General features: G+C 52.0%; 10 protein-coding genes. 4 read left to right on the top strand and 6 right to left on the bottom strand.

Annotated elements, in window-relative coordinates:
- Nucleotides 1-58: 58 nt before the first annotated feature.
- Genes AACS05_RS17160 through AACS05_RS17150 form a run of 3 tightly spaced genes read right to left on the bottom strand, consistent with a single transcriptional unit; the run spans nucleotide 59 to nucleotide 1,774 of the window.
- Complete coding sequence (locus AACS05_RS17160; protein WP_003835080.1) at nucleotides 59-259, bottom strand: YpfN family protein; 201 nt, start codon at nucleotides 257-259, stop codon at nucleotides 59-61.
- Nucleotides 260-286: 27 nt separating this feature from the next.
- Nucleotides 287-1,414, bottom strand: coding sequence for a succinyl-diaminopimelate desuccinylase (dapE, locus tag AACS05_RS17155; protein WP_045446033.1), 1,128 nt, complete (start codon nucleotides 1,412-1,414; stop codon nucleotides 287-289).
- A gap of 3 nt (nucleotides 1,415-1,417) precedes the next feature.
- Entirely contained in the window at nucleotides 1,418-1,774 is a 357-nt protein-coding gene (locus tag AACS05_RS17150; protein WP_045446030.1) for an ArsC family reductase, read from the bottom strand.
- A gap of 387 nt (nucleotides 1,775-2,161) precedes the next feature.
- On the opposite strand from AACS05_RS17150, the gene ypfM reads away from it, so the two are divergent.
- On the top strand, nucleotides 2,162-2,221 hold the full coding sequence (gene ypfM / locus AACS05_RS17145) for a protein YpfM (protein ID WP_001386977.1): 60 nt from the start codon (nucleotides 2,162-2,164) through the stop codon (nucleotides 2,219-2,221).
- A 67-nt stretch (nucleotides 2,222-2,288) separates the two neighbouring features.
- Here the strand turns inward: ypfM and acrD are convergent, their stop codons facing one another.
- Both acrD and narQ read right to left on the bottom strand, forming a co-directional pair.
- Entirely contained in the window at nucleotides 2,289-5,402 is a 3,114-nt protein-coding gene (acrD, locus tag AACS05_RS17140) for a multidrug efflux RND transporter permease AcrD (protein WP_045446027.1), read from the bottom strand.
- A gap of 205 nt (nucleotides 5,403-5,607) precedes the next feature.
- The gene (gene narQ, locus AACS05_RS17135) at nucleotides 5,608-7,284 is read right to left on the bottom strand and encodes a nitrate/nitrite two-component system sensor histidine kinase NarQ (protein WP_045446024.1); all 1,677 of its coding nucleotides are present in this window, start codon (nucleotides 7,282-7,284) and stop codon (nucleotides 5,608-5,610) included.
- 263 nt (nucleotides 7,285-7,547) lie between these two features.
- On the opposite strand from narQ, the gene aegA reads away from it, so the two are divergent.
- From aegA to AACS05_RS17120, 3 genes are all read left to right on the top strand, one after another.
- Entirely contained in the window at nucleotides 7,548-9,518 is a 1,971-nt protein-coding gene (gene aegA / locus AACS05_RS17130) for a formate-dependent uric acid utilization protein AegA (RefSeq protein ID WP_045446019.1), read from the top strand.
- 201 nt (nucleotides 9,519-9,719) lie between these two features.
- Nucleotides 9,720-10,295: a GDP-mannose pyrophosphatase NudK gene (gene nudK / locus AACS05_RS17125; RefSeq protein WP_045446016.1), complete on the top strand. Its 576-nt coding sequence runs from the start codon at nucleotides 9,720-9,722 to the stop codon at nucleotides 10,293-10,295.
- Nucleotides 10,296-10,419: 124 nt separating this feature from the next.
- A complete protein-coding gene (locus AACS05_RS17120; protein ID WP_045446013.1) occupies nucleotides 10,420-11,463 on the top strand; it encodes a DUF1176 domain-containing protein in 1,044 nt (347 codons plus the stop codon).
- Here AACS05_RS17120 and tkt read toward each other — a convergent pair.
- Nucleotides 11,453-13,447: a transketolase gene (tkt, locus tag AACS05_RS17115; RefSeq protein ID WP_045446011.1), complete on the bottom strand. Its 1,995-nt coding sequence runs from the start codon at nucleotides 13,445-13,447 to the stop codon at nucleotides 11,453-11,455. The two genes, AACS05_RS17120 and tkt, sit on opposite strands and share 11 nt — an antisense overlap.
- Between the last annotated feature and the right edge of the window lie 152 nt (nucleotides 13,448-13,599).

Genomic DNA, 13,599 nt, shown 5'->3' with positions numbered 1-13,599 from the left:
AGCGCCATCAGGCGCGGGTGCCGGATGGCAACGCTACGCGTATAATTCGGCCTACGGGTTATTTTTTCGGTTGGTCTTTGTTCGGCCAATCGTCGTCGTCGTCCCATTTATCGTTAAAGTCACGATGCGGGGGAAGCTCCGGTTTATTCGCGAGAAATTTTTTGTGGTCGACGCGCTTGAGATCTTTAATTACATTCAGCAATACGCCTACCAGAAACACCAGCACTAAAATCCACCAATATTTAGCCAGCCAGTCCATGCTCATTTCCTCTTACAGGGCCACTCATCAGGCGACGAGTTGCTCCATGATACGTTGATACATTCGGGCAAGCAGTTGCAGGTCGGCGGCATTAACGCATTCATTTATTTTATGAATGGTGGCATTGACCGGACCAAGTTCAACCACCTGCGCCCCCATGCGGGCAATAAAACGCCCGTCGGACGTTCCGCCTGTAGTCAGTAACTGCGGTTTAATTTCATTATAGTGCTCAATGGCGTTCACCACTGCATCCACCAGTTTGCCACGCTCGGTCAGGAATGGCTGGCCGGAGAGCCACCAGTCAACGGTGTAACGCAACTGGTGCTTATCCAGCAATTCCAGCACCCGGGATTTGATCATCTCGTCATTTAACTCAGTGCTGAAACGGAAGTTGAACTGGATAAACAGTTCACCAGGGATAACATTGTTGCTGCCGGTTCCTGCCTGAATATTGGCAATTTGCATGCTCGTTGCCGGGAAGAATTCATTGCCCTGATCCCACTCGATCGCCACCAGTTCATTCAGCATTGGCGCTGCGCGGTGAACCGGGTTATCGGCCAGATGCGGGTAGGCTACGTGACCCTGCACGCCGTGAATGGTCAGGTTGCAGGTCAGTGAACCCCGACGCCCATTTTTAACCACGTCACCGACGATTTCCGTACTGGACGGCTCGCCGACCAGACAATAGTCCAGCCGCTCGTTGCGCGCCATCAGCGCTTCAACAACCTTAACGGTGCCATTTTTGGCGCTGGCTTCTTCGTCTGAAGTGATTAAAAACGCCAGACGGCCTCTGTGGTTAGGGTGTTGGGCGACGAAGCGCTCGGCTGCGACAACCATCGCCGCCAGCGAGCCTTTCATATCAGCAGCGCCACGCCCGAACAGCAGACCGTCGCGGATCGTCGGTTCAAATGGCGGATTAATCCAGCGATCAACATCGCCAGCGGGCACTACGTCAGTGTGACCGGCAAATGCCAGCGTCTCACCTTGTCCGCGCCATGCCCAAAAATTCTGTGTGTCACCAAAATCCATACGCTCAACGGTAAAACCTACCGCGCGCAGGCGTTCAATCATTAACGCCTGGCACCCGGCATCATCCGGGCTCAGGGAAGGACGGCGAATAAGCTGCTGTGTCAGCTCAATAACCGGGCACGACATAGACTACACCTCATTAAAAAACTGCATATAACTGGATTCACTGAAACCCAGCAGCATAGGCTTACCCGGCGCGCAGAGCAATGGGCGTTTGATAATTGCTGGCATTTCAATCATCAACGAGGCGGCGGCATCCGCATCGGTAATTTGATTACGCGTTGCTTCATCGAGTTTACGCCATGTGGTCCCACGCGTATTGAGCAGTGACTCCCAGCCTAACTCGCTGATAAAGGATTGTAGTAGCGCGTTGTCGAGACCATCGACGCGATAATCATGGAAACGATAGTCGATCCCGTGAGCTTCCAGCCAGCGCCTGGCTTTTTTAATGGTATCGCAATTCTTAATGCCGTAGAGGGTGATCATTTGAATCCTTATTAACGTAATTTGAATATTTATTCTTGTGCTTTGTGATCCCAGATAATACATATTGTCATTCAATCGTTATAGAAAAATATAACATTGTTGAACAACAGTGAATAATGATTCCTGAAAGTTCCGAAACTCTCACTGAACTGGAATTAAGATTTTACCTCTTTGCATCAGACTGTTTTTCCATCAGAATTGCCAGAGTAGTAGATGATGTATGAATATTTCAAAATATTGCAGTAAGTCACATAAAATTTATGGGTATGGCGCATAGTGATGACATGACCCCCAGCACTGGAGAATGTAATCACAACTATCGATTAAATTATCTTCTTTGAAAGAGAATGATTTTGTAGAATATCCATAATAATAAGAGAGGTTGTTATGATTGAACGTGAACTGGGGAACTGGAAAGACTTTATCGAAGTGATGCTTCGTAAATAAATTTCTGGCAGACAACCCTGAAAAGGATAAAAAAAGGCGACTTATTGTAAGTCGCCTTTTTTGTGTGTTATTCCGGTTTTGGCTTCAGAGGGAAGCGCCTGCGCACCAGTACAAAGAACAGTGGGACGAAGTAAATAGCCAGAATCGTGGCTGAAATCATCCCGCCCATCACGCCGGTACCAACCGCATGTTGACCGCCGGAGCCTGCACCGCTGCTGATGGTCATCGGTAACACCCCGAATATAAACGCCAGAGAGGTCATCAAAATCGGACGCAGGCGCTGGCGACACGCATGCAGCGTGGCGTCGAGCAAATCGTGCCCTTTTTCATTCATCTCATTGGCGAATTCAACAATCAAGATCGCGTTTTTGGCCGAAAGCCCGATAACTGTTAATAACCCGACCTGGAAATACACATCGTTTTCCAGACCCCGCGCCCAGGTTGCCAGCAGGGCGCCAATCACCCCCAACGGTACGACCAGCATGACGGAGAATGGAACAGACCAGCTTTCATACAGCGCGGCGAGGCACAGGAATACCACCAGCAGTGAAATGGCATACAGAGCAGGGGCCTGGGAACCAGAAAGTCGTTCCTGATATGACATTGCCGTCCATTCGAGGCCGAATCCAGTCGGCAACTGATGGACCAGGGATTCCATTACGTCCATTGCTGTACCGGTACTGACGCCGGGCGCGGCTTCCCCTACGATCTCGACGGCAGAGTAACCGTTATAGCGTTCCAGGCGCGGCGAACCTGTCTCCCAGCGCGAGGTGGCAAATGCTGAGAAGGGCACCATGCCGCCGCTATTATTGCGCACGTACCAGAGATTGATGTCATCAGGAAGCATGCGATATTTTGCTGCCGCCTGTACATAAACCTTCTTCACGCGCCCCCTGTCCATAAAGTCATTGACGTAACTGGAGCCCCAGGCCGTCTGCAATGTATCGTTGATATCATCAATCGAAACCCCCAGCGCCTGGGCTTTACGCTGGTCGATATCAATTTGCAACTGCGGGCTGTCGTCCAGACCATTATGGCGTACGCGGGTCAGGGAGGTGTCTTTAGCTGCAAGCTCAATCAGCTTGTCGCGCGCCGCCATTAACGCATCATGACCCGCACCGGCATGATCCTGTAATTCCATATCGAAACCGGCAGAGCTACCGAGGCCGCTAATGGCCGGAGGGCTACTGGCGAAGACGCGGGCCTCTTTAATCTGGTTAAAGGCTTTTGTGGCGCGCTCGATAATGGCAAATGAGGTTCCGGTAGTGGTACCACGCTCATCCCAGTCTTTTAAGCGGACGAACATTCGCGCTACGTTTTGTCCATTTCCGCCAGGGCCGGAACCGACCGTGGAGAAGACTGACATAATGTTGTCTTTTTCATGGGTGAAGTAATACTTCTCCACTTCTTCCACCACTTTTAACGTCTGCTGCTGGGTGGAGCCGCTGGGCAACTGTACTGAAGTGGTGAACATACCCCTGTCTTCCAGCGGCAGGAAAGAGGTTGGCAGCCGCAGGAACAGGAACACCATTCCGCCGAGCAGCAACACGTAGATCAGTATCCAGCGCAGGCTGCGATGTAAGATTCTGGCGACACCTTTCTCGTAGCGTTCGGCGTTGTGGTTAAACATGCGGTTAAACCAGCCGAAGAATCCGGTTTGTCCGTGGTGTTCGCCCTTATGCAGCGGCTTGAGTAGCGTGGCGCACAGAGCAGGAGTCAGGATCATCGCCACCAGTACCGAGAGCACCATCGCTGAGACAATCGTAATCGAGAACTGACGGTAAATTGCCCCGGTCGTGCCGCCGAAGAAGGCCATCGGGATAAACACTGCCGACAACACCATGGCGATACCAACCAACGCCCCCTGAATCTGCCCCATCGATTTTCGTGTTGCTTCACGCGGCGAGAGACCTTCCTCGCTCATGATTCGCTCGACGTTTTCCACTACCACAATGGCGTCATCAACCAGCAGGCCAATTGCCAGCACCATTGCAAACATCGTTAATGTGTTAACACTGTAGCCAAAGGCATAGAGCACAGAGAAGGTGCCCATTAAGACGACGGGGACAGCAATCGTGGGAATAAGCGTCGCACGGAAGTTTTGCAAAAACAGGTACATCACCAGGAATACCAGCGCAATGGCTTCCAGCAGCGTTTTCACCACGTCAATAATCGAAGCTTTTACAAAAGAGGTGGTTTCATATGCCACCTTGTATTCCAGACCATGAGGGAAGTACTGAGACAGCTCATTGAGGCGATTGATAACCAGATCGGCCGTTGCCATTTCATTGGCGCCAGAGGCGAGTTTAACGCCAAGACCAGATGCGGGATTTCCGTTAAACCGGCTGAGGTAGTCATACTTCTCGGCCCCCATTTCGACCGTTGCCACATCACTCAGTTTAACCTCTGAACCGTTCTGATTGACGCGCAGCGTAATATCACGGAATTGTTGTGGCGTTTGTAGCAATGACTGAGCATTAATCGTCGCATTCAGCGCCTGCTTGTCCACTGAAGGTGTACCACCAAGTTGGCCAACGGCAATTTGAGCATTCTGTGACTCAATAGCATCGGTCACATCTTTGGCGGTCATCTGGAAGCTGTTAAGTTTGGCCGGGTCGAGCCAGATACGCATGGAGTATTGTGACCCGTAGGCGTCAATATCTCCCACGCCGTTAATTCGGCTGAGCGGATCCTGAATATTACTGGCGACGTAGTCTGCAATGTCCTGCTTGTCCATTGAGCCGTCAGTAGAGACAAAAGCGATGGTCAGAATATTGGTATCCCCGGTTTTACGCACGGTTACCCCCTGATCCTGTACCGCCTGCGGCAACTTACGCATTGCCGATTGCAGCTGGTTTTGTACCTGCTGCACGGCTTCATCAGGATCGGTTCCTGCTACAAAGCTAAGCATTACCGTCGCCTGACCCGTCCCGCTGCTTTGTGATGACATATACATCAGATTATCGAGGCCGGTCATGTTCTGCTCGATAACCTGGGTCACGGTGTTTTCCAGAGTTTGTGCTGATGCACCAGGATAATTCGCAGTCACGCGCACGTTTGGCGGAGCGAGATCGGGATATTGCTCAACGGGCAGCGAAAAAATAGCCAGGGTTCCTGTCAGGCACAACAGGATAGCTAACACCCAGGCAAAAATGGGGCGATCGATAAAAAAATTCGCCATTAAAAGGGGACCTCGTGTTTCTGCATATAATAATGGGTATGACTTGCTTCACTGTAGCGGCAAGGTACGGGCCAAACGTGGAGAAAAAAAGAAGATAATGTAAATTATCATGCGCGTTTACAGCGTACCTTTTGTGCCAACGCCGTCTGGCCTGCACCTGGACTATCCGGCGTTTTATCGTTGTTTACATGAGTTGTCTTTCCCTTTATGCCGATCGAAAGCTGATGCTCACCAGCGTTCCGCCTCCGGAGGGCTGGGAGAAGGTCAACGTGCCGCCAAGTCTTTCTGCCCGCTCACGCATAATATTCAAACCGTAGTGTCCTGTAGGCTCATGAGGCTCACCAATTCCGATGCCGTTATCCCGGATATACACAGTGTGGTTATCATCCGGTGCAGTCACGCAACTGACGGCAATTTCGGTCGCACTGGCATGTTTAATGGCGTTAAGCACAGCTTCACGCACGATCTGCAACAGATGCACCTGCATTTGCGCATCCAGCGCCAGCGTTGGTAATCGGCAATCGAGAGTCAGTTTAGCCGAAGTCTGGTTTTGCAGGGTTTCCAGCATTTCATGCAGGGCGGAGGGCAGATCGGCCTGCTGCAAGGTCAGACGGAAGGTCGTGAGCAGCTCGCGCAGTTGGCGGTAAGCATCGTTCAACGCCTGAGAAAAGTCCGCCATGATACTCTGCGCCGGGGCGTTATCTTCCGGGATCGAGCGTTTCAGCAGCGTGAGCTGAATGCGTAAATAGGAGAGTACCTGCGCCAGCGAGTCGTGGAGTTCGCGTGCGATGGTCGCTCGCTCTTCCATTAACAATAACTGCTGAAAATGTTTCTGCGCCTGATTAAAGTACAGCCCGCGCCCCAGCATGGTCGAAACGCTGTTCAACAGCGGTGTGGAGGCATGCACATTGGGGCTTTGCCAGTGAAGTTCACCGTAAACGGTATCCTGCATCATGACCGGCAGGATCTGCATTGGCAGGTCGTGGCTTTCCGTCCCCTCACTGATACGCCAGTTATCACCGACGGTGAGTTCCAGGAAATACGCAGCGTCGTGTTCGCGGACAATTTGTAAAATATGCCGGAAGCAGTGTACATCGATTTGGCTGGTATTCAGCGCCTGAGAACACTGGTACAACACTTCCAGGCGGCGGTTTGCTTCGTGGAGATCGTGCGTTTTCTCAGCCACAGAGGCTTCCAGCGAACGATACAGCTTATGCAACTCACTCGACATCTGGCTAAAGGTCTTAGCCAGCAATCCCAGTTCGTTAGGCAAATCAGTGTCCAGCGACGGGATATCAAACTGACCGTGTTCAATGTGCTGGCTGGCCATCACCAGCTTATTGAGTGGACGAACTACCTGCTGGCGAATACGCCGTAGGGTAAAGAACACCAGAGTAAATATTCCGATCCCGCCCGCCAGTGAAATCCCAAAAACCAGTTTCACTTTACGCTCGGCATAATGCTGTAACGCCAACACGAAGAGGTCAATTTGATCAACATAGTTGTTGATATTGGTTTGATACCATTTCAAATCGCCACTTATCAGTCGGGAGTTCATTTCCAGCCAGTTTGCATGCAGATGTCCATAGCGGCTTTTTACCGTTTGCGGCACATACCAGGCGTTCAGATTTTGTAATGCTGGAGAGTTTAGCGCCTGCTGGAACAACTCACGGTGTGAACTGAGTTGCGGGCTGTTGCTTTGTAGATCGTAACCCAGCCGATAGCTTTGCATGCGTAATGAACCGGCAATATTGATGGCTTCCGCATCTCGCAAGCTGCTGGTCAGTGTGAGCAGTGCAATGCCCGTTGAGAGAATTGACAGCAGCACAATGTAGAAAAAAGCCTTGGCCAGGCTGGCCGATACCGGACGTTTTACCGTCACTTGCGCATCCTCACACAATACATGTAGCGCTTTGATACAGCTAAAACGATTCAATGTATTTGATAAATGTTAATAAAATCGCCTGAAACAGGATGGTAACTGAAACGCAATTTCATATGCGATGAAATAAATTGATCTGCCACAGGTTCTGGATAAATAGTTGTGCTTCCTGGGCAAATGAACATTGCCGCCCTCTTCAGGGTCGGTTAATAACAACAGTCATATAAAGAATAAGGTTTTTGCAACCAAAAAAGAAGGAAGCCATGAATCGTTTTATTATGGTCAATAGCCAACAGTGCTTGGGATGCTATGCCTGCGAAGTCGCCTGTGTCATGGCCCATAATGGTGAGCAGCATGTCCTGAGCCAACGGCATTTTCAGCCCCGAATTACGGTCATTAAACATCAGCATCAACGCAGCGCGGTGACCTGCCACCACTGTGAGGATGCACCTTGCGCCAGAAGCTGTCCAAACGGTGCAATCAGCCATGACAATGACAGCATTCAGGTAAATTCGCAAAAGTGTATCGGCTGTAAATCCTGCGTCGTTGCCTGTCCCTTTGGCACGATGCAGATCGTACTTACTCCCGTTGCGAAAGGAAAGGTGAAAGCGACAGCGCATAAATGCGATCTGTGTCAGGGACGTGAAGAGGGACCGGCCTGCGTGGAAAACTGTCCGGCGCAGGCGCTACAGTTGGTGACGCAAACTTCGCTCACTGGTCTGTCAAAAGCACGTCGACTGCGCACGGCCAGTCTGGAGAGCCAGCCCTGGCATGCCAGGGCGACCGATTTTACCTCCCACATGATCACCAAACGCGAGCAGATGCAGGCTACTCCGCCGCGCGGCGAGCCAGATAAGCTGGCGATTGAGGCACGTAAAACCAGTTTTGATGAAATCTATTTGCCATTTCGTACGGCACAGGCCGAGCGGGAAGCCTCCCGTTGCCTGAAGTGTGGTGAACACAGCATCTGCGAATGGACGTGTCCACTGCACAATCATATTCCCCAGTGGATTGAGCTGGTGAAAGCAGGAAATATTGATGCAGCAGTGGAGCTTTCTCACCAGACCAACTGTCTGCCGGAAATTACCGGGCGGGTATGTCCTCAGGACCGGCTCTGTGAAGGGGCATGTACGGTGCGTAACGAGCATGGTGCGGTCACTATCGGGAATATTGAACGTTACATCTCTGACCGGGCGCTGAGTAAAGGATGGCGGCCTGATTTAGGCGATGTGCAAAAAGTGGATAAGCGCGTCGCTATTATTGGCGCAGGGCCTGCCGGTCTGGCTTGTGCGGATGTGTTAGTGCGCAACGGCGTCAGCGTCACCGTGTACGATCGCCATCCTGAAATTGGTGGCTTACTGACGTTTGGTATTCCGGCCTTCAAACTGGATAAATCGTTACTGGTGCGTCGTCGTGAAATTTTCAGCGCTATGGGGATTAATTTCCAGCTTAACTGTGAAGTGGGTAAGGACGTAACGCTGGCATCACTACTGGACGATTATGACGCCGTGTTTGTGGGCGTAGGGACCTATCGTTCTATGAAAGCGGATCTGCCGAACGAAGACGCGCCGGGCGTTTATGATGCGTTGCCGTTTCTGATTGCTAATACCAAGCAGGTGATGGGGCTGGATGAACTACCGGAGGAGCCGTTTATTGATACCGCCGGGCTGAACGTTGTGGTGCTGGGAGGCGGTGATACGGCGATGGATTGCGTACGTACCGCGCTACGCCACGGTGCAAGCCAGGTGACTTGTGCTTATCGTCGTGATGAAGCCAACATGCCTGGCTCGAAAAAAGAGGTAAAAAACGCACGCGAAGAGGGGGCGAACTTTGAATTTAACGTCCAGCCCGTTGAGCTGATGCTGAATGCCGATGGGGGCGTCAGTGGCGTACGTTTCTTACGCACACAGCTCGGCGAGCCTGATGCGCAGGGACGTCGTCGCCCGGTACCGATCGCGGGAAGTGAATTTGTGATGCCCGCTGATGCAGTCATTATGGCGTTTGGTTTCCATCCGCATGGTATGCCGTGGCTGGAGGCTCATGGTGTGAAGGTTGATGACTGGGGCCGGATTGCTGCTGATGTCGAGAGCGCTTATCGTTATCAAACGACTCATCCGAAGATCTTTGCTGGTGGTGATGCGGTACGTGGTGCGGACCTGGTGGTCACTGCAATGGCAGAAGGGCGACATGCAGCGCAGGGGATCGTCGACTGGCTGGGCATATACCCTAAATAATTCGAGTTGCAGGAAGGCGGCAAAAGAAGAAATCCCCAGATGCATAGAGAGCTATGTGACCGGGGTTTCTGAGTACAGCCAACAAACCCGTCGCTTGAAGTATGACGGATATAAAATCAGTCAAATCTCACTAGCCTGGGGTCAAGACAAACCCGGTTTCACGGCGTAGTATTATTTCTCACTTCTCGCCGTGGAGCCGGTATGTCGCAACAAATTACCCTCATCAAAGATAAAGTCCTTTCTGATAACTACTTCATCCTGCGCAATATTACTTACGATCTGACCCGCAGCAATGGCGAGGTGATTCGTCACAAACGCGAGGTTTATGATCGCGGTAATGGCGCCACTATTCTGCTGTATAACCCGGAGAAAAAAACCGTCGTGCTGATTCGTCAGTTTCGCGTCGCCACCTGGGTGAACGGTAACGAAAGCGGACAACTGATCGAAACCTGCGCCGGGCTGCTGGATAACGATGAACCTGAAGCCTGTATTCGCAAAGAAGCGATCGAAGAGACCGGATATGAAGTTGGTGAGGTGCGTAAACTCTTTGAGCTCTACATGTCGCCAGGCGGCTTGACGGAATTGATCCACTTTTTTATCGCGCAGTACAGTGACAACCAGCGTGCCAATGCGGGCGGGGGCGTTGAAGACGAGGATATCGAAGTCCTGGAACTACCATTCACCCGAGCGCTAGAGATGATCACAACCGGGGAGATCCGTGACGGCAAAACGGTGCTATTGCTTAACTATCTGCAATCGTCGCATCTGATGGATTAGGTTACGGGGTTTATATTTCTTTACAAAATAACAGTCCAATCCGACGATTCTTATTGAGCCTCATCAGTAGCGCAAGGAAGATACCGATTAGGCTGTCTGTTTTGATTTCGGGGTTGTACCGTCCATGCGCTATCGCGTTATTTTCATCTTTCTGCTTGGTCTGCTACCGGCCCACTTTCTGTGGGCGGCACCTGCACAGCAGGTATTTTCCGACTGGCAGGTAACCTGCAATAACCAGAATTTTTGCGTGGCGCGAAACACCGGTGAACATCATGGCCTGGTGATGACCCTCAGTCGGAGTGCCGGAGCGCATACCGATGCGGTTTTGCGTATTGAGCTGGGCGGTCTGGATACCCCTGATGCCAAAGAAGCTGATATTGCGCCACGCCTGCTGATGGACGGCCAACCGCTACCGCTGACTGGCGAACACTGGCGCATTTCCCCCTGGCAACTCATGACCGATGATCCTGCCACCATTAGCGCCTTTTTACAGACAGTTCAGAACGCCCAGGCGATTACTCTGCAAAAAGGCGTGCAAACCATTTCGCTGGCAGGGCTGAAAGCCGCGCTGTTGTTTATTGACGCCCAGCAAAAACGCGTTGGAAGTGAAACTGCCTGGATCGAAAAGGGTAACGAGCCGCCGCTTAGCGTACCTCCAGCTCCGGCCCTGAAAGGGGTAGCCGTCGTCAACCCAACACCAACACCGCTTTCTCAACAAGAGCGCAGTGAACTGCTGGATTACGGGAACTGGCGGATAAACGGTATCCGCTGTTCGCTCGACCCTATGCGCCGTGAAGTGCGGGTTTCGGCATTAACCGATGACAAAGCTCTGCTGATGATCGGCTGTGAAGCGGGTGCATATAACACTATCGATCTGGCATGGATTGTTTCGCGTACAAAGCCGCTGAGTTCGCGCGCGGTACGTCTGAATTTGCCTTTCAGGACGGACGCTGAAAGTAACGATATGGAGCTGACGAACGCTGTTTTTGATGAAAAATCGCGCGAACTGGTCACTCTCGCTAAGGGACGTGGAATGTCGGACTGTGGGATCCAGACGCGCTGGCGTTTTGACGGCCAGCGTTTTCGTCTGGTGCGCTATGCGCAGGAGCCCAGCTGTGATAACTGGCATGGACCTGATGCCTGGCCCACGCTGTGGATCACACGTTAAGTACGCGGTGCGCCTTTTCGACAATGTTATCGACCGTAAAGCCGAAGAAGGGGAATAACTTGTCCGCCGGCGCAGATTCTCCGTAGCCGCTCATGCCGACAATCGCACCTTTCAGACCGACATACTTGTACCAGTAATCCGCAATTCCTGCTTCCACCGCCACGCGCGCGCTCACGCTTGCAGGCAGGACTGATTCCCGGTACGCCTCATCCTGGGCGTCGAAAATATCTGTTGAGGGAAGGGAGACGACACGAACGTTACGGCCTTCTCCCGTCAGTTTTTCTGCTGCCAGTAGCGTAATTTCCATTTCTGAACCGGTGGCAATCAGGATCACATCCGGTTTACCGCCGCTGTCTTTCAGTATGTAGCCACCGCGGGCAATTTCTTTTACCTGTTCCGGGGTACGTTCAACCTGTGCCAGATTCTGCCTGGAGAGGATTAGCGCCGTTGGGCCATCATGGCGCTCTACCGCCAGTTTCCAGCCGACTGCCGCCTCAACCTGATCGCATGGACGCCAGGTGCTGAAATTAGGCGTCAGGCGCAGACTGGCAAGCTGCTCGACGGCCTGATGGGTGGGACCATCTTCCCCCAGCCCAATGGAGTCATGGGTATAGACCATGATTTGCCGCGCTTTCATCAGCGCAGCCATTCGTGCCGCATTACGGGCATATTCAACGAACATCAGGAAGGTCGCGGTATATGGGACAAAACCACCGTGGTGGGCAATACCGTTGGCAATGGCGGTCATACCAAATTCGCGCACGCCGTAGTGAATGTAGTTCCCGGCTGGATCGTCTTTCAGGGATGTCGAACCTTTCCAGATGGTCAAATTGCTGGGGGCCAGATCTGCTGAACCGCCAAGCAGTTCAGGCAACATCGGGCCGTAAGTATTCAGGGTATTTTGCGACGCCTTCCGGGTTGCGATTTTGGCCGGGTTAGCCTGCAATTCCGCGATGTATTTCTGAGTGGTTTTTTCCCACTCTTTTGGCAGCCCGCCACTCATCCGGCGGGTAAACTCTGCGGCCAGTTCCGGGTGGGCTTGTTGATAGGCGGCGAATTTCTCGTTCCAGCTCTGCTGTGCTTTTTCACCTTTTTCGCGCGCGTCCCAGGCCCGGTAAATCTCTTTAGGGATCTCAAAAGCAGGATGATGCCAGCCCAGCTTCTGACGGGTCAGCGCAACTTCTTCTTCCCCCAGTGCTGCGCCGTGTGCTTCTTCTTTTCCGGCCTTATTCGGTGAGCCAAAGCCAATGATAGTCCGACAGATTATTAGTGACGGCTTATCGGTTACGCTTTGTGCTTCCTGAATGGCTTTCTTCACCGCCTCAGGATCGTGACCGTCTATCTCGTGTATGACATGCCAGTGATATGCTTCGAAGCGCTTTGCAGTATCATCGGTAAACCAACCTTTGGTTTCACCATCAATAGAAATACCGTTGTGATCGTAAAAGCCAATCAGCTTGCCAAGTCCCAGCGTTCCCGCCAGTGAACACACCTCATGAGAAATCCCCTCCATCAGGCAACCGTCACCCATAAAAACCCAGGTGAAGTGGCTGACAATCTCATGATCCGGCTGATTAAACTGTGCCGCCAGCGTACGCTCGGCTATCGCCATCCCGACCGCGTTTGCTAATCCCTGACCCAACGGTCCGGTGGTCGTTTCCACGCCCGGCGTATAGCCAATTTCCGGGTGCCCTGGTGTCTTTGAGTGCAGTTGTCGGAAGTTTTTCAACTCCTCTAACGGCAGGTCATAGCCGGAAAGATGCAGCAGGCTGTAAAGCAGCATTGAGGCGTGGCCATTCGACAGGATAAATCGGTCACGATCGTACCAGGTGGGATCGGTTGGGTTATGTCGGAGAAAATCGTTCCACAGTACTTCGGCAATATCGGCCATACCCATCGGCGCGCCGGGATGGCCAGAGTTAGCTTTTTGGACGGCATCCATACTCAGCGCACGAATGGCATTGGCAAGCTCTTTACGGGTCATAGGAAATACTCCTTGAAAAGTAAAGCGTTAGATGCGTGTGTTAATTCACACTTTTGGGAAAATTGCGGGCGAATACGCAAAAAGCATAGCAGACAAGCATGGTATTGCTGGTTTAAGCAGGTAACATGGTTGTTATAAATTGATAACAAATT

This window comes from Citrobacter sp. S-77, from assembly GCF_963864895.1.
GTDB classification, from domain to species: domain Bacteria; phylum Pseudomonadota; class Gammaproteobacteria; order Enterobacterales; family Enterobacteriaceae; genus Citrobacter; species Citrobacter murliniae.
This window is presented reverse-complemented; position numbering and strand designations above follow the sequence as displayed.

What these genes read in the sequence shown, in the direction of transcription:
- AACS05_RS17160 (WP_003835080.1), bottom strand. Translation starts at nt 259, where the DNA reads ATGGACTGGCTGGCTAAATATTGGTGGATTTTAGTGCTGGTGTTTCTG.
- dapE (WP_045446033.1), bottom strand. Translation starts at nt 1,414, where the DNA reads ATGTCGTGCCCGGTTATTGAGCTGACACAGCAGCTTATTCGCCGTCCT.
- AACS05_RS17150 (WP_045446030.1), bottom strand. Translation starts at nt 1,774, where the DNA reads ATGATCACCCTCTACGGCATTAAGAATTGCGATACCATTAAAAAAGCC.
- acrD (WP_045446027.1), bottom strand. Translation starts at nt 5,402, where the DNA reads ATGGCGAATTTTTTTATCGATCGCCCCATTTTTGCCTGGGTGTTAGCT.
- aegA (WP_045446019.1), top strand. Translation starts at nt 7,548, where the DNA reads ATGAATCGTTTTATTATGGTCAATAGCCAACAGTGCTTGGGATGCTAT.
- nudK (WP_045446016.1), top strand. Translation starts at nt 9,720, where the DNA reads ATGTCGCAACAAATTACCCTCATCAAAGATAAAGTCCTTTCTGATAAC.
- AACS05_RS17120 (WP_045446013.1), top strand. Translation starts at nt 10,420, where the DNA reads ATGCGCTATCGCGTTATTTTCATCTTTCTGCTTGGTCTGCTACCGGCC.
- tkt (WP_045446011.1), bottom strand. Translation starts at nt 13,447, where the DNA reads ATGACCCGTAAAGAGCTTGCCAATGCCATTCGTGCGCTGAGTATGGAT.